The 18687-nt window shown below is 58.9% G+C and carries 19 protein-coding genes; 16 read left to right on the top strand and 3 right to left on the bottom strand.

Going from position 1 to position 18687, the window contains the following annotated elements; translation table 11 throughout:
* Positions 1 to 148 precede the first annotated feature (148 nt).
* The 8 genes from H7H48_RS04980 (at position 149) to H7H48_RS04945 (ending at position 8281) form a co-directional block, all read left to right on the top strand.
* On the top strand, positions 149 to 1186 hold the full coding sequence (locus H7H48_RS04980) for a tripartite tricarboxylate transporter substrate binding protein (RefSeq protein ID WP_229447680.1): 1038 nt from the start codon (positions 149 to 151) through the stop codon (positions 1184 to 1186).
* A 62-nt stretch (positions 1187 to 1248) separates the two neighbouring features.
* Positions 1249 to 2001 carry a class II aldolase/adducin family protein gene (locus H7H48_RS04975; protein ID WP_229447679.1) on the top strand — a complete coding sequence of 251 codons (753 nt, stop codon included), beginning with the start codon at positions 1249 to 1251 and terminating at the stop codon, positions 1999 to 2001.
* Between the two features lie 12 nt (positions 2002 to 2013).
* Positions 2014 to 4062: a tripartite tricarboxylate transporter permease gene (locus H7H48_RS04970; protein ID WP_229447678.1), complete on the top strand. Its 2049-nt coding sequence runs from the start codon at positions 2014 to 2016 to the stop codon at positions 4060 to 4062.
* Between the two features lie 99 nt (positions 4063 to 4161).
* The gene (locus H7H48_RS04965; RefSeq protein ID WP_229447677.1) at positions 4162 to 5175 is read left to right on the top strand and encodes an amidohydrolase family protein; all 1014 of its coding nucleotides are present in this window, start codon (positions 4162 to 4164) and stop codon (positions 5173 to 5175) included.
* Positions 5176 to 5417: 242 nt separating this feature from the next.
* Positions 5418 to 5801 (top strand): 4-carboxymuconolactone decarboxylase, encoded by a 384-nt coding sequence (pcaC, locus tag H7H48_RS04960; protein ID WP_229447676.1) that lies wholly within the window; start codon positions 5418 to 5420, stop codon positions 5799 to 5801.
* Entirely contained in the window at positions 5798 to 6526 is a 729-nt protein-coding gene (gene pcaH, locus H7H48_RS04955; protein ID WP_229447675.1) for a protocatechuate 3,4-dioxygenase subunit beta, read from the top strand. Before pcaC ends, pcaH begins: the two co-directional genes overlap by 4 nt.
* Positions 6527 to 6528: 2 nt before the next feature.
* Entirely contained in the window at positions 6529 to 7128 is a 600-nt protein-coding gene (gene pcaG / locus H7H48_RS04950) for a protocatechuate 3,4-dioxygenase subunit alpha (RefSeq protein ID WP_229447674.1), read from the top strand.
* A gap of 64 nt (positions 7129 to 7192) precedes the next feature.
* Complete coding sequence (locus H7H48_RS04945) at positions 7193 to 8281, top strand: 3-carboxy-cis,cis-muconate cycloisomerase (RefSeq protein WP_229447673.1); 1089 nt, start codon at positions 7193 to 7195, stop codon at positions 8279 to 8281.
* 57 nt (positions 8282 to 8338) lie between these two features.
* Here H7H48_RS04945 and H7H48_RS04940 read toward each other — a convergent pair whose 3' ends face one another.
* The 3 genes from H7H48_RS04940 to H7H48_RS04930 are packed head-to-tail and all read right to left on the bottom strand — an operon-like array spanning position 8339 to position 11107.
* A complete protein-coding gene (locus tag H7H48_RS04940) occupies positions 8339 to 9718 on the bottom strand; it encodes an amidase (protein ID WP_229447672.1) in 1380 nt (459 codons plus the stop codon).
* Positions 9705 to 9899 carry a hypothetical protein gene (locus H7H48_RS04935; protein ID WP_229447671.1) on the bottom strand — a complete coding sequence of 65 codons (195 nt, stop codon included), beginning with the start codon at positions 9897 to 9899 and terminating at the stop codon, positions 9705 to 9707. The genes H7H48_RS04940 and H7H48_RS04935 overlap by 14 nt, the downstream gene beginning before the upstream one ends.
* The gene (locus H7H48_RS04930) at positions 9896 to 11107 is read right to left on the bottom strand and encodes an MFS transporter (protein WP_229447670.1); all 1212 of its coding nucleotides are present in this window, start codon (positions 11105 to 11107) and stop codon (positions 9896 to 9898) included. Before H7H48_RS04930 ends, H7H48_RS04935 begins: the two co-directional genes overlap by 4 nt.
* A 130-nt stretch (positions 11108 to 11237) precedes the next feature.
* Between H7H48_RS04930 and H7H48_RS04925 the strand changes: the two genes are divergently transcribed.
* The 8 genes from H7H48_RS04925 (at position 11238) to H7H48_RS04890 (ending at position 18644) form a co-directional block, all read left to right on the top strand.
* Positions 11238 to 11822 (top strand): TetR/AcrR family transcriptional regulator, encoded by a 585-nt coding sequence (locus H7H48_RS04925; RefSeq protein ID WP_229447669.1) that lies wholly within the window; start codon positions 11238 to 11240, stop codon positions 11820 to 11822.
* Between the two features lie 218 nt (positions 11823 to 12040).
* Positions 12041 to 12766: a GntR family transcriptional regulator gene (locus H7H48_RS04920; protein WP_229447668.1), complete on the top strand. Its 726-nt coding sequence runs from the start codon at positions 12041 to 12043 to the stop codon at positions 12764 to 12766.
* Between the two features lie 3 nt (positions 12767 to 12769).
* Positions 12770 to 13801 (top strand): ADP-ribosylglycohydrolase family protein, encoded by a 1032-nt coding sequence (locus tag H7H48_RS04915; protein ID WP_229447667.1) that lies wholly within the window; start codon positions 12770 to 12772, stop codon positions 13799 to 13801.
* Positions 13798 to 14763, top strand: a complete 966-nt coding sequence (locus tag H7H48_RS04910) for a PfkB family carbohydrate kinase (protein WP_229447666.1) — start codon at positions 13798 to 13800, stop codon at positions 14761 to 14763. The genes H7H48_RS04915 and H7H48_RS04910 overlap by 4 nt, the downstream gene beginning before the upstream one ends.
* A 31-nt stretch (positions 14764 to 14794) precedes the next feature.
* Entirely contained in the window at positions 14795 to 15850 is a 1056-nt protein-coding gene (locus H7H48_RS04905) for an ABC transporter substrate-binding protein (RefSeq protein ID WP_229447665.1), read from the top strand.
* A gap of 77 nt (positions 15851 to 15927) precedes the next feature.
* Positions 15928 to 16791, top strand: coding sequence for an ABC transporter permease (locus H7H48_RS04900; protein ID WP_229447664.1), 864 nt, complete (start codon positions 15928 to 15930; stop codon positions 16789 to 16791).
* The gene (locus tag H7H48_RS04895) at positions 16791 to 17579 is read left to right on the top strand and encodes an ABC transporter permease (RefSeq protein WP_229448110.1); all 789 of its coding nucleotides are present in this window, start codon (positions 16791 to 16793) and stop codon (positions 17577 to 17579) included. Before H7H48_RS04900 ends, H7H48_RS04895 begins: the two co-directional genes overlap by 1 nt.
* A 3-nt stretch (positions 17580 to 17582) precedes the next feature.
* A complete protein-coding gene (locus H7H48_RS04890) occupies positions 17583 to 18644 on the top strand; it encodes an ABC transporter ATP-binding protein (protein WP_229447663.1) in 1062 nt (353 codons plus the stop codon).
* Positions 18645 to 18687: the final 43 nt, after the last annotated feature.

Below are 18687 nucleotides of genomic sequence, written 5' to 3'. Positions count from 1 at the left end.
GCGAGTGATATTTAGCGCTCTGATCTTTAATTTGAAAATCTCATAATAAGGGAATTTTTTGATATTTGCTTGACGGATGCACCAGGAAGGGTGCTAATTACGTCGTAGGGCGCAGGAGGGGCCGCCCGACACAATTGGGGAGGAGAACATGGCGTTTGCATCAAGGCTTCCGGGTCTGTCGGGTCTATTGGGAGCAATGCTGATTGGGTCCGTTTGTGCGGCTCCTGGTCACGCTGAGGAGACGGTCGAGGCGTTCTACCAGGGCAAGACGATCGATATGATCATCGGATACTCTTCCGGTGGCGGATATGACCGATATGCGCGTCTGGTCGCCAGACATCTTGGAAAATATATCCCAGGCAATCCAGAGATCGTGCCCCGCAACATGCCTGGAGCGTCCAGCCGACTTGCCGCTGGCTACATCTACAATGTTGCACCACAGGATGGTACGGTTCTCGGCACCGCGGACCAGTCGCTGTCGGTGGCGCAGGCGATGGGAGAGTCGCTCGAACTCGATGCAAGCGCGTTCGGCTACATCGGCAGTCCCACGATGGAAAACAATGTCCTTATCACCTGGCATACTTCTAAAGTTTCGTCAGTCGATGAAGCCAAGCAGATCGCTATCCCTATCGGAGCAACAGGTGGGTCCACCTCTTCGCAATATCCATCGATCATGAATGCATTGCTGGGGACGAAGTTTGAGATCGTAAGCGGATATCCTGGCGGCAATGATATAAACTACGCGATGGAAACGGGGGAAGTCGACGGGCGCGGGAGTGTAAACTGGGCCTCGTTGAAACCACTCGGCTGGTACGAGGAGGGCCTCATAAACGTGCTGGTGCAGATCGGTCTTCAGCGGGAGGCAGATCTTCCCGATGTACCATTGCTTTATGAGCTGGCATCGACAGACGAAGATGAGCAGCTGTTGCGGCTGCTGTCTGCCCCGACCGCCATGGGCCGGCCGATTTTTACCACGCCGAATGTTCCGGAAGAGCGCCTGCAGGCCCTGCGCAAGGCGTTTGACGAGATGGTGGCAGACCCGGCCTTCGCCCAAGCCGCTGCAGATGAGGGACTTTCCGTCATCCCGTTGTCTGGCGAGCAATTGCAGAAAACCGTCAGTGAAATTCTGGCAACCAAGCCGGAAGTGGCTGCACGCTTGAGCGAATTCATCGGCGTATCGGACTAACCCTGAACCAGGGTGTGCCGCGCTGCGCGCCCTGTCCTCCGGCATAGCGAGCATGTTTCATCATGGATAACGACCCTCACGCCATTCTGGCCGAACAAATTGCTGCGGCGACCCGAATGCTCGTCGCTCACGGCATACTTGACTACAGCGGCCATATCAGCGCGCGCATGCCGGACGGCGAGCATTTTATGATTCAGTCGGCTTCGGACTCGCGCGGTGAACTTGATCCGTCACGGCTGCTTGTTGTTGATATGGATGGCAAGGTCATTCACGGTGATCTGAAGCCACCACTCGAATTGGCGTTGCACACGGAAATACTCCGCGCCCGGCCTGATGTGGGAGCCGTATTGCATTGCCACATGGAGTTGGCGATCACCTTCACCTTGATGAAGGGCATCCAGCTGAAGCCAATGCGGGCGCGCGCGGTGCGCTGGGCCTCAGGCATACCCACGCATCCTGATCCAAGTCTGATAACCACAACCGAACAGGGCGCAGCTCTGGCGGAGACGCTTGGACAGCACGATGCCGCTTTGATCCGCGCGCACGGATTGGTGATGACAGCTGAAACGGTGCCTGCCCTGTTCGTGGATGCCGTGCATTTTCTCGAGAATGCCAGGCAGCACATGATGGTCCTTCAGGCAGGGCAGGAACCGATGCCGCTCACCGCAGAAGAGATTGCGCAAATATCGAGCCCAAGAGGCTTTCATATCGCTAAGCTGTGGAACTTCTACATTCGCCAGGCGCAATCGGGAAATGTCATACCTCAGTCCTGGAGTGCCAGCCTCCGGGACGCTGCATCGAGAAATCGAGAGTAGGACCTTCGGACTATGGATATCAGTGTTCTCGGCGCAGCAAGCGATGCCATCGTGGCACTTGCAGACCCGTTCCGGCTTCTCATGCTGGGTTGCGGCGTCTTGTTTGGGCTCTTTCTCGGCATCATCCCCGGGATTGGCGGGCTGGCAGGCATGGCGCTGCTGCTGCCATTTACGTTCACGATGGATTCTTATGCGGCCTTCGCCATGCTGCTCGGGATGTCGGCAGTCACGGGTACAAGCGACACGATCCCGGCTGTGCTTTTCGGCGTTCCCGGTACAGCCGGCGCCCAGGCGACCGTGATGGACGGCAATCCCATGGCAAAAAACGGGGAGGCTGGCAGAGCACTGAGTGCAGCGTTCACATCGTCTCTTTTCGGGGGGCTGGTCGGCGCGCTGCTGCTGGCCCTGACCGTGCCGGTATTGCGTCCATTCATGCTCTATATCGGCTCACCGGAACTTCTAGGCTTCTCTGTATTCGGCATAGCAATGGTGGCGGTTCTGTCAGGAACCTCGCCACTGCGAGGTCTGGTTGCCGCTGGAATCGGTGTCATGATTTCCATGATCGGCGCTGACCCGCAAACCGGCACGCTGCGTTATACGATGGGAAGTTTTTATCTATGGGACGGGCTTCCGATCGTGCCGCTCGTTCTTGGCCTTTTCGCCTTGCCTGAGCTGGCAGACCTTGCGATCAAAAGGTCCGCCATTGCTTCGGAATCCAAATATGACACCCGCAAGGGAATGAGCGAAGGGCTCCGCGATGCCCTCAGGAACTGGTGGCTTGTCCTGCGTGGCGGCGGGTTAGGCGCAGGGGTCGGTGCCATACCCGGGCTTGGCTCTTCCGTTGTCGACTGGATTGCTTATGGTTGGGCTTTCCAGACCACAAAGGGTGCGGACAAGACTTTCGGCAAAGGCGATGTGCGCGGCGTCATCGCCCCTGAGGCGGCCAACAATGCAATCACTGCGGGTTCACTTGTTCCAACGATAGCCTTCGGTGTGCCCGGATCGGCGTCCATGGCCATTCTGCTTAGCGTTTTCCTGATCCACGGCCTCGTGCCGGGGCCCGAGATGCTGACAACCAACCTGGACGTCACCTACTCGATGGTTTGGTCGATCGCGATCGCCAATATTCTGGGCGCAGGTCTTTGCTTCCTGTTTTCCGGGCAATTGGCAAAGATTGCAGTTCTTCGCTACACGCTGATCCTGCCGGCTGTTCTTATATTTGTCTATGTCGGAGCATTCCAGTCCTCACGCAATTGGGGAGATCTCTACGCGCTTTTGATCTTTGCCGCTGTCGGCTGGATCATGAAGCAATTGCGCTGGCCACGGCCACCACTTGTTCTGGGCTTTGTGCTTGGCGCCCTGATTGAACGCTACATGTTCATCTCGACCACCCGATATGGTTTCGAGTGGATGTTGCGCCCGCTCGTCGTCGTGCTTTTCACCATGGCGGTCATCGTGCTGGCCGGCCCGCTCATCCGCCATGTTCGAGCGCTCGGCGGTTTCAAGGGTATCGCAAGCTATGTTGGGACACCGCGGCTTCAATGGTCGGATCTGCTCTATGTCGGCGTATTGGCCTTGGCGGGTGTCATGGTTGCCGAAGCGCTCCAGTGGCCCTGGGGCGCGAAGGTCGGACCGTTGAGTGTTGGCATACTGACGCTGAGTTTCTGTGTGCTGAGTTTCCTCAATCAGGTCTTTACGCGGTCAGTACAGCGGGCGCGGGCCGACGCTGGAGAGATTCGGCAAGAAGTACACATGGATACATCCGTCGATCATGGCGACATTACGCTGAAAACAGTTGCTCTGCGCGCGGCACGGTTCTTTGCCTTTCTCGTCCTTTTCATCGCGATGATGGCGGTGATCGGTCTTATCCCCACAGTTCCACTGTTCGTTGCGGTTTTCATGCGCATCGAAGGGCGTGAAAAATGGCAGTTGATCGCAGGATATGCAGCCGCACTCACACTGACTGTCTACCTGATCTTCGACCAGCTTTTGCGCATACCCTGGCCACAGACACTCTTAGGCCAGTGGTTCCCCGCATTGACCGTTATTCCGTCGGTTTAACCGGGTGCAGGCAGAGCCTGCATCTCCAAATTCCCCAATCGTGCCGGTGCTGAACGAAGCGCCGGGGCTGAAACCCACTTTATAAAGAGAGAGCGAGAGATGCAGTACATTGATGCCTTCAATCACTTCTTCCCGAAACCGCTTTGGGACAAGATTCAGACCTTCGAAGGTGCCGGCAAAAATATCGGCAAGCGTATGCAGAATATCCCCTGCATCTTCGATTTGGAGGAGCGGTTCAGAGTTATCGAACCCTTTGAGAATTATCGGCAGATCCTGAGTCTGGGCATGCCGCCCATCGAGCAGATGGGAACGCCGGACAAAACACCTGAACTTGCACGTCTCGGCAATGAGGGTTTTGCCGAGCTTGTCAGCAAGCATCCCCAACATTTTCCAGGTTATCTCGCCGCGCTGCCGATGAACAATCCCTCCGCCGCCGTCGCTGAACTGGAACGCGTATTCTCTGCCAACGATGGCGCCGTCGGCGTTCAGATTCACACGAACGTCAACGGTGCACCGCTTGATGATGAGCAGTTTTTTCCGATTTTCGAAACGGCGGCCAAGTTCGATAGGCCGGTGTTTCTTCATCCCTCACGCGGAGAGGAAATGCCGGATTATCTCACCGAGTCGAAATCCCGTTATGAGATTTGGTGGACCTTCGGATGGCCTTACGAAACCAGCGCGGCAATGGCACGGATCGCCCTGTCTGGAATGATGGACAAGCTGCCCGGGCTCAAGGTTCTAGCTCATCATCTGGGCGCCATGGTTCCCTTCTTCGAAGGGCGCGTCGGGCCGGGGCAGGATCAACTCGGCAAGCGTACGTCCACCGAGGATCTTTCGTATGTTTTGAAAGGGCTCAAGAAGCGCCCGTTCGATTATTTCAAGGACTTCTATGCGGATACTGCGGTTTTCGGTTCTCGCGCGGCCACCGTTTGCGGGTTGGAGTTCTACGGGGTGGACAAAGTGTTGTTTGCGTCTGACAGCCCCTTCGACCCCGAAAAAGGTCCGGGATATATCCGCGACACGATCGCCGTTTTGAAGTCCCTGGACCTGGCGCGCGAAGATATGGAGAAAATCTGCTACAAGAACGCTCAGAAGCTGTTCCGCATCGATTGATGCCGTCCGCCCCCGCAGAGCGGGGGCGGCAAGCTTCGGCTCGGGGGGAGGGAATGCAGGTGTTGAAGCGCGATTGGGACCGAATGCAGATTCAGCGCTTGGTTGGCGCGGTCATCCCTTCCGTATTTGTAAACTCGACTGAGACAGACTTGCGGCTGTTGGATGGCGCCGGTCTTTTGCCCGGATGAAGCGACTGAGTGACTTTGCGGCGGAACTGAAAGGTTTTTGGAAAGGATGCGGCATTGAGCGACAGGTTTGAACGGGGCATGAAGGTCCGCCGCGAGGTGCTTGGAGATGCTCATGTGGATCGGGCAGAGGCCGCCAAGACCGAATTTGACCAGCCGTTTCAGGCGCTGATCACCGAAGGGGCCTGGGGCACGGTATGGGCGTCTGACCGCCTTACCCGCCGCGAGCGGTCCATGCTGACGATCGCGCTTCTTGCAGCGACTGGCAATTTCGAGGAGATCCCCATGCATATCCGGGCCACCACACGCACAGGTGCCTCCCGGGAGGACATCGCGGAAGCGTTGCAACACGTTGCCATATACGCCGGCGTTCCGAAGGCCAATCACGCTCTCAAACTCGCCAAACAGACTTATGCAGAGATGGAGAAAAATGAGGAATGAGCGATCTCGGACCACTCATCCCACGCAACCGGGCGGTTCATCCGGCACCTTATGCTGAGGACTACAAGACCAGCGTGACGCGTTCGCCCAATCTGCCGCTTCTTTCGATGGAGAGCACGCCATCGGAGGAAACCGGTCCTGTTTTCGGAGCCGAATTGATCGGCGAACTCGACAACAACCTCATTCTCAACTGGTCCAAGGGGCTGGCACCTGCCGTGGGTGAGCGCATTCTTGTGCATGGCCGCGTACTGGATGAGAATTGCCGCCCAGTGCCGAATGCGCTTATCGAGATTTGGCAGGCAAATGCCGGCGGGCGCTACCGGCATGTCAAGGATACCTATTTCGCTCCGCTCGACCCGAATTTCGGTGGATGTGGCCGCACGCTCACGGACGAAAGCGGCTATTATGAATTCCTCACGATACGGCCGGGCGCATATCCCTGGCCGAACCGTGCCAATGATTGGCGCCCGATGCATATCCACTTTTCGATCTATGGCCAAAGTTTCGGCCAGCGCCTGGTCACGCAGATGTATTTCGAGGGGGATCCGCTGATTGCCCATTGCCCGATCGCAGCGACCGTCAGGGATCGCAGCCATCTTGATCGCCTTGTGGCACCTCTTGACCTCTCGAAATCACGCCCACTCGATTTTCTCGCATACAAGTTCGATATCGTTTTGCGCGGTCGCCGGCAGACGATGTTTGAAAACAAGCTGGAGGGGATGTGATCATGGTGCAGAAGCTGACGACTCTTGCTGAAACGCCCTCACAGACCGCAGGTCCATACGTTCACATCGGCCTGATGCCCACTTATGCAGGCAATGCCGGCTCCTTCCCGCAGGAGATCGGCGCGTCGCCTGTCACAGGTAAGGTGAACGGGCAGATGATAGACATTGTGGGCTCTGTCTTTGATGGCACCGGATGGGTGCTGCGCGACGCGCTGATTGAAAGCTGGCAGTGCGACGGAGGCGGCAGGTTCCCGGGGGAGGAGGGTGCCGACCCGAATGTTTCGGGCCATTGCCGCTTTGCCGTCGATGAGGCGACCGGCGAGTTCAGGCTCACGACGGTCAAGCCCGGCAGCTATGTGGGGCGGGGAGGGGTAAGAAGCGCCCCTCACATCTCATTGTGGATCGTCGCGCGCGGCATCAACACCGGGCTCAACACCAGGATCTACTTCGAGGATGAGGATAATTCTGGCGATCCGCTGCTGAGCCGCATCGAACAGCGCACGCGCGTGGAAACGCTGATCGCGAAGAAAGTTGCCGATGGGAAATACCGTTTCGACATCCGCCTTCAAGGCGATCACGAAACGGTGTTTCTTGATCTCTGAAAGATGCAGCTCACCGTGCAGCGCCGATCAAGGCGACGCGAACAATGTCGAAAGGCGCTTCGGGATGGACGTCTCCGTTTTTGATCATCCATGGCTGGCGGGCTTGTTCGGCGACCCGGAGATGGCCACGCTCCTGGGCCCGGATCAGCAGATGCGCCACATGCTCGCCTTCGAGGCGGCTTGGACGCGGGCCTGTGGCCGGGCAGGTCTTTTCGATGAGGGAGAGGCTGAGGCGGCGGCGCTTGCAATCGAGAATGCACGGATCGACTTGACGGATATTGCAGCCGGCATGGCGCAGGACGGTGTGCCGGTGCCGCGCCTGGTTCGGCAGTTGAAGGCCGTAGCGGGTCCCGATCCGGTTCATCGTCATGCCACATCTCAGGATGTCGTGGACACGGCGCTGGCCCTCACCCTGAAAGAAGCCTCCGATCTTCTGGAAGCGCGCATCAAGGCGCTGGCGGCATCGCTCGATGAACTCATCAGTCGTTTCGGGGATGCGCCTCTGATGGGACGTACGCGCATGCAGGCTGCCACCATGATTACGGCTGGCGACCGGATCAAAACCTGGCGTCTGCCGTTGGATGATCATTTGAAGCGGCTAACCGCGCTACGCTCTGATGTCGAGCGGGTCCAGATTGGTGGCGCATCTGGTGACCGCAAAGCATTGGGCGTTCAGGCTGACACCGTCGTCGTGAATGTTGCGCAAGTCCTTGGGCTCGCCCCCACAGCCAAGGCCTGGCACGCCATGCGCCACGGCATCGCCGATTACGCATCGTTCCTTTCCCTTGTGACAGGAACTCTCGGCAAGTTCGGGCAGGATGTGGTGCTGATGGCGCAGCAGGGGATCGACGAGATCGCGCTTTCGGGCGGCGGAGGGTCATCGGCAATGCCTCACAAGCAGAACCCGGTTCTGGGTGAACTTCTGGTAACGCTTGCTCGCTTCAATGCCACGCAGGTTTCGGCCATGCATCATGCAGTGATCCATGAGCAGGAGCGTTCGGGGGCAGCGTGGAGCCTTGAGTGGATGGTGCTTCCGCAAATGTTGATGGCGACTGCGCGCGCGCTTTCAGCGGCCAGGGACCTGTCTCAAGCGATAACATGGATTGGCGAACCGTCTGCGGACGGAAAAACCACCCGTCGCGATCATCGATAAGCTGCGCCGCTTTGAGGCAGCGCCGAAACGCTGCCTCAAAGCGGTCGCTCAATCCAGTCAGGCGCATATGGCAAACGGTGCAGGCATTGGCATCCGTCCGGTGATGCCTTCAACCAACTGCCCCAGTTTCAGGAGCACCGCCTCCGAATGGGCGGGGCCGATGAATTGTACGCCGAAAGGCAGGCCGGATGAGTGCCGCCCGGCCGGGACCGACAACGCTGGTACACCCGTCAGATTGGCAGCGGCGTTAAATCTTACATAAGCCACCACGACCGGCTCCTCGCTGCCGTCCTGCCAGATGAAAGCGCTCTGGCCGCGTCGTGCTGCCACGGTCGGTACGGTGGGGACGATCAATGCGTCGACCTTCTGGAACATCTCTGTCCATGCGCGCTCCAGCCGTGCTTGTGCCTGCTTCGCCATTAGATAGTCCTGGGCCGGCAAAAGACTTCCTGTTTCAAGGAGAAGCCGCACGTCTTCGCCGTAATGGTCTGGTCGCGACCGAATGTTGTCACGATGCACGAAAGCTGCTTCCGCCAGCATGATTCCCCATTGGCCCGGCATAATGGTCTCGGTCAGCGGCACCGAGACTTCCACAAGCTCGGCGCCGGCGTCCGCCAGGGCCCTCTGCAGCTGTGCGAGAGCTTCCTCGATTTCCGGCTCGAGCCGCTCGTAGAAATAATTGACCGGCACGCCGAGTTTCGTTCCGGTAATCTCATGATCGACCAGCGCATTTGCTGATGAGTTGTCCACCTTGGCTTTCGAGATTGCCTCCAGAAGAAGCGCTGCATCTTTCACCGTGCGGGTGATCGGTCCCACATGATCGAGCGACGGCGCAAGGGGAATGACGCCCTCAAGTGAAACCGTTCCGCGCGTCGGCTTCAACCCCACCACGCCGCATAGCGCAGCAGGAACGCGGATTGATCCGCCGGTGTCCGTTCCCAATGCAGCAAGCGCTCCGCCATATGACACTGCCGCGGCAGAACCACCGCTCGAGCCGCCGGGCGTGTGTTCGGTGTGCCAGGGATTGGCGGTTTGCGGTGTTGTGAGGCCGAAAGCGAATTCGTGCGTGTGCGTCTTGCCGGTGAAAATGGCACCGGCCTTCTGGAGCTGTTTCACGGTCACAGCATCGCTTTCTGCCACATGTCCCACCTGAACTCTGGAGCTGGCACTGGTCGGCAATCCGGCAACATCGATGAGGTCCTTCAATGCGATCGGAATGCCTTGTAGCGGTGGAAGGGCAGCACCGGTCATGATCTGCTCTTCGGCGAGCCGGGCTCTCTCCAACGCAGGTTCGGCAAGCAGCAGGGAGTAGGCGGCGATATTGTCATCCAGCTTCCAAACCCGCTGGAGCACCGAGTCGACAAGTTCCACCGGGGACAGTTCTTTCTTTGCGATTAGCGTGGACGCTTCGGTAATCGACAGTTCAAACGGTTCCATGAAAGTCTTTCTCCGTGATGGCGCCTTTGGCATCCTGTCGGGCGGACTGAAGTGTGCCAATGAAGCTGCGCACATGTGTCAATGTTGCAGCCACCGCGGCGCGCCGCTCCTGGGGCAAGGGCAGTTCGTGACGATTGGCCAGATCGGCAATCATTTCAGCAGTGTAGGCGGGGATGGTCATGGCTTCTTGTCCATCGAGGTCGGAACTGTTGCGAAATAGGTCAGGATCAGGGAGAGCGTGGCGAGCGCAATGATGACCGCGCCAAAGATCGTGGCAGTCGGAACCAGTCCGATGCGCTGTGCCGCAACCCCGGCCACCAGGGCTGGAAGGGCATTCGAGAGATAGCTCTCGGTGTAGAATGCCGAGAGCAGGCCGGCGCGCTGCTGTGCTGTGGCAAGAGCGGCGAGGCTGCGCATAGCGCCCAGAAAGCCCGCCCCGAATCCAAGCCCCGAAATGACGGCTCCTGACATGAGAGCCATCGTGCTGGAATGACTGAAGCCTCCAAGAATGACGGCGGGACCAACAATCATGGCGAGGCTGCCGAAAAGCAGGGCAGAGCGGATGGGTAGGTTGCGGAAGGTTAAAACAGCGACGGCTCCGGCAAGTGTCAATGCGCCCACGGCTCCACCTCCCAGCACCTGCGTCTGCCCCGGGGCGATCTCGCCAATCAGGGAAGGCATCAGAGAGAGAAAGAACCCGCCAAGCGCCCAGACCGCGATGTTGATCGGCGCAACCCGCAGAAAAGCCAGGCGTGCCTGCCGGGGAATTTCGATGCGCAAGCGAGGGCGCCAGGGCTCGGTTGCAAGGCCGGTCGCGGTTTCCGTGCTTGCAAAGGTGCGCAGAACCTGAACGATAAAAATCGCTACCAGAAGAAAATAGACGAAATGGAGGGGTGCGGGAGCGAGCTGTGCAAGCAGGCCCGAGCCAAGTGCGCCGACCCCCATCCCGATCATGGGGGCGATGCTGTTGATGGTTGCACCCGCTTTTTGATCGATGTCCAGCAATGCTGCGGCAAGAGCTGTCGTCGCGAGGCCGGTGGCAAACCCCTGGATCGTGCGCGCGACAATCAGCCAGGCGCTGTCCTGGGCCATGAGAAACAGCCCCATCGCGACGAGTTGTATTGCCAGCGATACGAGAATGACGGGGCGCCTGCCGAAACGGTTCGACATTGTTCCGAAAAACAGCAGGCCGAAAAGCAAAGCCAGCGCATAGACAGCAAAAACCAGCGAAATGGTGAAAGCGGAAAAGCCCCATTTTGCCTGATAAAGCGGATAAAGCGGTGCCGGAACGCTGGACGCAGCAAGGAACGCAATAAGAGACAAGGCGTGCAGACTGAGGCCAGTTTGGGTTGTGGGGCAGGCCGTCGCCCCCATCGTTCGCGAGGTCATGGTCTGGTCCTTTGCTAAAAGCGAATTTTTTGCGTTATAATGCGAAAGGCTCCTTAATGCAAATATTTTGCGTTAGTGATTTTTTTTGCCGCCGGTTGTATGGTCACCCTGGGGGGAAGTGGTTGAAAAGATGAAGAATTCAGATCGTGCACTTGACGTGGTTCCAAGGCCGGGAGGGCGTTCTGCCCGGGTGCAGGCTGCCGTTTTCAAAGCTGTTGAAGAGCTTAAACAGGAGGGCGACGCGTCTGGACTGACCGTTCCTGCGATCGCCGTGCGGGCTGGCGTCACACCGTCGACCATCTACCGGCGGTGGGGTTCTCTCCAGGAGCTTCTTTCCGAGGTGGCGGCCCGGAACCTGCGGCCCGATGCCCCACCGGAAGAAACAGGCGACTGGCGGAATGATCTCGCGATCTGGCTGCAGCAATTTGTCGAGGAAATGTCCTCCGAACCGGGACGGGAAATGCTGCGTGAGGTTCTTGGTGGCGAGCGTTCCGAGAATGCGGGTCAATGCTCCGCCTACACGCGCCAGCAACTGGAAATGATTCTGGACCGTGCAGCAGAGGGAGAAGACCGCCCGATCGATGTCGATAAACTCCTCGACCGGGTTATCGCGCCGATCATGTACCGAATTCTGTTCACGACCACCGCGCCGGACCGGGATTATGCGCAGTCCCTGCTCGACAGGGCATTGGAGAGCGATCACCCTCACCGGTGAAGCGCTATAATTCCCATCCCTGGTCGCTGTCGGCGACCTTCACGAAGGGATCAAGAGTTCAGCAGGCATGGTGGTGGTTTCATTGTCGACATTCATGATGTCCGCCTGATCGTGCGCTGCCGCAGGTATTCTCTTTGCGCACAGGGCAGGAGCCGAACGCGTTGACACCTGCCGACTTGTAAAGTACAGGATTATACAGGTTCACTGGACAGGTTTATATGTCTCGACGCGCGAATACGTTGTCACCGGGAATGGCGAAGCCCGAGCGGATTGCCACCGTTCTGGAACGGGAAATTCGTTCAGGTGCCCTGGGGTTTGGCGAGCGGCTGCAAAGTGAGAACGAGTTGGTGCAGCGCTTCGCCGTCAGTCGCAATACGGTTCGGCGCGGCCTGGAAGAACTTTCGGCCAGGGGGCTGATCACGACGAAGGTCGGGATCGGCTCCTTTGTCACCTTCGACGGAAAAATGGTTGATGACGCGATCGGCTGGTCGAAGGCGCTTGCTGACGCGGGCGCCAATGTCCAGACCCGCACGCTGCGTCTGGAAGTGATTGAGGATCCGGAACTGGCCGAGATGCTCGGCATCGAAAAGCCGGCCTTCATCGCTGTCGATCGCGCACGCAGCAATGCGGGCACCGGCTATGCGATCTCCATCGAGCGTTCGCGCCTGCCCCTGTCGCCCGAGCTCGAAGAGGTGCCGCTCAAAGGGCTGCGGGAGGGGTCTTTGCACCAGACATTGCGGGGAGCCGGCCTTGTTCCGGATCACGGAGAAGAGTGGGCCGATATCGAAATGTTGTCGCCCGAGGATGCGGCCATTCTGGGATGCGAAACGGGAACGCCTTTTCTGCGCACACGCCGGCTGACACGCAGGCCGAACGGCTATCCCATCGAGTATGTCACCAGCTTGCTCAACCCCAAGCACTTTGCACTGCACCTGGAGTTTTGAGGAATGTCGGACAGGTCAGTTGCTGAAGATCGGGCAAAGGCCGCGTTGATCGGTGGGGCGTTGGGCGACGCGCTTGGCATGCCAACGCAGTTGCTTTCGCCAGCCCAAATCCGTGAGACTTACGGGTTCGTGGAAAATTTCGTTCTACCTGTTCCCGACCATCCGGTGTCGAAAGGGCTTCCCGCCGGCACCATCACCGACGATACGGAACAGGCGCTGTTGTTGGGGCAGGTCCTGCTTGAAACCGACGATGCGTTTGATCATCACCGCTGGGTGAATGCGCTTGTCGAGTGGGAGCGTGACGTCAAGGCGCGCGGCAGCTACGATTTGCTGGGCCCATCTACCAAACGCGCCATTGATGCCATCAACAGTGGTACGCCACCTGAAGAGGCGGGGCGCGACGGCGACACCAACGGTGCCGCCATGCGCATCGCCCCGGTCGGGATCATGATGCCGTCCAGCGCACCGGCTGCGCTCGCGGCCAAGGTGGCCGAAACCTGCCGCGCCACCCACAACACATCCATGGCGATTGCTTCAGCGGCGGCAGTGGCGGCTGCCGTGAGCCATGGTGTTTCTGGCAGCGACTGGCGGCATGCGGCCAAGCACGCCGTAGACGCCGCGAGGCTGGGTGCAGGCCACGGGCACTGGGTGGCCGGCCCCGATATTTCAGCGCGCATTCGTTGGGCGACAGACCTCGTACGCGGCGAGCCTGCTGAACGCGCAATCGGATTGATTTCAGAGCTCGTGGGCACGGGCGTTGCAAGCCAGCAGTCTGTGCCTGCGGCTTTCGCTGTCCTCGAAGTGGCACAAGGGGATCCGTGGCGTGCTGCGGTCATCAGCGCCAATCTCGGTGGCGACACCGACACGATCGGAGCGATTGCTGCAGGCATGGCGGGCGCCTGTGCGGGCATGAACAGCCTGCCGCAGAACCGCATAGCGGAGTTGAACGGGCTCGACATGAGGATTGTCGAAACATTGGCTGCGAAGCTCGTTGCAGAGCGCTTCCGTCGTGTCGGGGACGAGGAGGCGGCATGACACGTCTCATCCATGCCGGCAGCGCCGTTGTTGATTACGTCTACCGGATAGACGCCTTGCCGAAGCCTGGCGGCGAAAAGACCGCATCGAGCTACAACCGCATCGCCGGTGGCGGTTTCAACGTGATGGTCGCAGCCAGACGGGCCGGCATGCCGGTTGCGTTTGCCGGTCGCCATGGCACAGGGCCGGAAGGAGATTTTCTGCGCGCAGCGTTCGCGGCCGAAGGGGTGGAAACATTGACCCCGCGCGCACCCGAGCTCGACAGCGGGAATTGTGTGGTGTTGGTCACCGCAGATGCCGAACGAACCTTTGTCTCCTGGCCCGGTGCAGAAGCCGCGTTGACGATCGCTGACCTGGCTCCGATAACCGTGCAGGAAACCGATTGGGTTTTCATATCGGGCTATACACTCTCTTATCCCGGCAGCCGTGATGCGCTGGCCGATTGGCTTGAGGCCTTGCCGTCAGGCACACCGGTCATTTTCGACCCGACGCCGGTTGTGGCCGAGATACCTTCTTCCATTCGTGCCCGCGTTCTGGCCCGTACGACATGGTTGAGCTGCAATGTCGCGGAAGCACGTTCACTTGCCGGTGCGGCCGATCCTGCCATCAATGCTGCCCTTCTCATGTCCGACCATTGCCCTCGTGCAAATGGTGTGGTCATCCGCTCCGGTGCACTTGGCGCATATCTGCTTTTGGGTGGTGGAAGCGATGGCGCCGTCGACGGGTTTTCAGTGCCTGCTTTGGACACGAATGGCGCGGGCGACACGCATATCGGCGCCTTCATCGCAGCACTCGCGCGGGGCGAAGAGGCTTTCGCGGCTGCGCGCTATGCCAACGCCGCGGCGGCAATCTCTGTCAGCCGGCATGGTGGTTGCGCTGCGCCGAACGACACTGAGATACGGGCTTTCCTGACTGAAAGAACCTGCGGCGAACCGACCGATGATATGCGCAGGAAACAATAACAACGATGGCACAAAAAGAGAGGAACAACCGATGACCAATTTGCTTGGGAAACTGGCAGCACAAGCGGTGCTGCTGTCCGTGTGTACAGTCTCCGTCCATGCCGCCGAGCTGCACGTGCTCAACTGGAAAGGGTATGGCGCTGACGAGCCGTGGGCTGTGGAAGCCTTTGAGAAGGCGACGGGCCACAAGGTGGTCAACGACTTCTTCAATTCCGAACAGGAAATGCTGACCAAGTTGAGGACGAATCCCGGCCTTTACGATGTTGTCATGATCAATGCGGCGTTCACCGGTCAGGCACTGGCGGAATCTCTCATCCAGCCGATCGACACCGCAAAAATCCCGAATTACGCGGACATTTCCGGCGAAAAGGCCAACTCTCCCATGCTGAACCAGGACGGCAAGGTTTATGGTGTGCCGTGGGTTTGGGGACTGACCGCGATCGCCGTCAACGACAAATCGTTCGAGACGTCCCCCACCAGCATCTCGGTCATGTGGGATGAGGCGCACAAGGGCAGGGTCGTCATTCGCGATGACGCCGTCGAGGCTATCCAGTTCGGAGCGATCGCCTCGGGGCAGAACATCAATGACATCAAGGATATGGATGCGGTGAAGGAGAAGCTCACTTCACTCATGCCGCAAATCCGCACCTTCTGGAGTTCGGAGAACGACTGGAATCAGATGGTCGCTTCGAACCAGATCGATATAGGAACATACTGGTCCGGCTCGGCTGATCGTGCCAAAACCCAGTTCAACCTGCCGGTCAGTCTGGTAATCCCGGAGGAGGGAGCCGTGGCCTGGCTCGACGCCTTCTCCATTCCTGTCGGCTCCGACAATGTCGAGGGTGCCGAAGCCTTTATTAATTACATGATCGACCCGGAGTTCTACGTCGAATGGGTCACGAAAGTCGGCGCGCCGGTTTCCGCCAATGAAAAGGCTGTCGCTGCTCTTCCCGAAGATGCATTCAACAGGGCTGTGATGGGCGACCCCAAAGTGGCGGATCGCATCCAGTTTCAGGCTCCCATCACCGACGAACAGAGAAAAGAATATCTGGCCATCTGGCAGGAACTCAAGGTCGGCGCACAATAGTCAGAAAAAGCGGCCCCATCCCGCTCACATGAGGAAAAGGGGCGGGATGCGGCATCGAGACCATCGGGAGGAGAGGCATGGCAACATCGATCCGCGGAAGAGGGGGCATCGGACCAGCATTACCGCTGCTCACGCCCGCCTATCTTTGGCTTGTCGTGGCCATCTTCCTTCCACTCTCGGCGATGGCGCTTTTCTCCTTCATGACCGAGCTGCCCATGTCTGGCAGGGATTGGTCGTTAACCCTGGAGCACTACGCGGCGTTCTTTTCCAGCGGGTTGTACGTCACGTTGCTCTGGGCGTCGATCCGTCTCGGCCTCGAAGTAACCCTCTGGTGCGCGATAATCGGCTTTCCTGCAGCCTATGTGTTGGCGAGGGTTCTGAAGGGCAGGGCGCGAGAAGCGATTTTCCTCCTGGTCATTCTTCCATTCTGGTCAAATGGCCTCGTCCGCATATTCTCCTGGGCCATGGTGCTTCGGGAAGGGGGGCTTCTGGACACGACACTGAACGCGATATTGCCGTTCCGGATCGATATTGACCTCATGTATTCCTATCCGGCGGTGATCATCGGCCTCGTTCATTCCTACGTGCCCTACATGGTCCTTACCTGCTATCTGACCCTGCAGGCAATCGACAACGCGCTCATCGAGGCGGCCCGCTCACTGGGGGCTTCGAGACTGCAGACCCTGAGGCGCGTCGTTCTGCCACTCGCCATGCCCGGCCTGCTTGCCGGTTCCGTTCTGATATTCGTGCCGGTGGTTGGCTCTTTCATGGAGCCGCGCATTCTGGGCGGGCGCACCGGAACATTCTACGGCACGGTGATCGAGGATCAGTTTGTTGCCGTCTTCAACTGGCCGCTGGGCGCGGCGCTCTCCTTCATCTTGCTGGCTGTGGTGCTCGTTATTCTCAGCCTGTCGGCACCGATCCTGAGAAGGGTGCAATGATGTTCACGACCCGTCTGCTCGAAGCGCTCGGTCGTGTGTGGATCGGGCTGCTGCTCTCTTTTCTCTACCTGCCGATCTGCATCATGGCGTTGATGTCGTTCAACGCTTCCCCATTCTACCAATTGCCGTTCGAGTGGACGACGGGCTGGTATGCCGATCTTTCACGGAACGGACGACTTCTCGCCGCAACCTGGAATTCCCTCCAGATCGCGGTCTTCACCACGGCAATCGCTACCGTGCTGGGGACAGCGGCATCGATAGCGCTGTTTCGCTATGAGTTTCGCGGCAAGAGACTGCTTCAGGCCCTGTTGTTCCCACCCATAGCCATTCCATGGCTGATCACCGGCACCGCAATGTTGATCTTCTTCTTCGGCGTCGGCATCGGGCGTGGTCTTCACGCCATCCTGCTCGGCCATGTTGCTCTCGCACTGCCCTATGTCATCGTGGTCGTTTCCGCACGCTTGCAGACCTTTGCTCCTGAGCTTGAAGAAGCCGCCCGTTCGCTGGGCGCCAGCCAGTGGCAGGTCACCACGCGCGTCACACTTCCGTGGATCATGCCTGGGGTGATCGCCGGTGGCCTGTTCGCTTTCGCGGTCTCATTCGACCAGTTCGTCGTTTCCTATTTCCTGTCGACACCGGGCGAAGCGACACTTCCGGTGGAGATTTATGCGGCAATCCGCAAGGGCTTCACGCCCGAGATCAATGCCGTATCCACCATCATCATAGGCATATCCATGGGGCTGATGCTCGTCACCGCCCGCTTCTTCAAGTTCGGGGGAGAGAAATAAGCAATGGCCGAGGTCGTCGTTGACAAGGTTTCGCGTTCCTTCGGTTCGCACAAGGCACTCGATGAGATGTCGATCGCCTTTCCTGACAAGGGGTTTTATGGATTGCTCGGCCCATCTGGCTCAGGCAAGACCACGTTGTTGCGCATGATAGCCGGGTTCGACTTTCCCGATGCCGGGCGTATCGCCATTGGCGGTGAAGGGGTCGAGCGTGTGCCGGTGGAAAAGCGTCGCATCGGAATGGTGTTCCAGAATTACGCGCTTTTCCCCAACATGAGCGTGGCTGAAAATGTGGCCTTCGGCCTTTCCGTTCGAGGAGAAACCAGAGGCGCGATCGAGGTCGAGGTGAAGCGCGCTCTTGACCTCGTTCAACTGGGGCACCTTGGCGAGCGGCGCCCGCACCAATTGTCGGGTGGACAACGCCAGCGCGTGGCGCTTGCGCGCGCAATCGTGACCAAGCCCCGTGTGCTCTTGCTGGACGAACCACTGTCGGCGCTCGACAAGGCGCTGCGCGTGGACATGCAGATCGAGTTGAAGCGTATCCAGCGCGAGATCGGGATCACCACGATCTTCGTCACGCACGATCAGGAAGAAGCGCTGACGATGAGCGACCGAATTGGCATTTTGCGTGACGGCCGACTGGTTCAGGAGGGGCCACCCGAAGAGATATACGACAGGCCGGAGAGTGAATTCGCTGCGACCTTCCTCGGCGACGCCAACATCCTGCGCGGCGTTGCGACCGGCAATGGCATACGTTTGCCGGATGGCACCGTGGTTGTCGCAAATCAAGGAACAAAGCCCGCGGTCGGGACCAGTGCAAGCTGTGCCGTGCGGCCTGAGCGCATAAGCATTGGCGAGGCTGACAACGCCACCCTTGGAGAGGAAAACCGATTGAAGGGGCGTGTCTCAAAACGGATTTTCGGGGGCAACAGCAGCACGTATTTCGTTGAACACCGTGGTGACATCATCAAGGTCCACGTCCAGAACAATGGCGGCACAAGCTTGGCTGAAGGCCAGGACGTGATATTGCGGTGGTCGCCCGAAAGTGCGGTGCTTATCGGTATGTGAGGCACTTCCAACCGGCTTCAAACACGCCTATCACCTCAACGCA

The organism is Nitratireductor sp. B36 (genome assembly GCF_020833685.1).
In the GTDB taxonomy this organism is placed as follows: domain Bacteria; phylum Pseudomonadota; class Alphaproteobacteria; order Rhizobiales; family Rhizobiaceae; genus Nitratireductor.
This window is presented reverse-complemented; position numbering and strand designations above follow the sequence as displayed.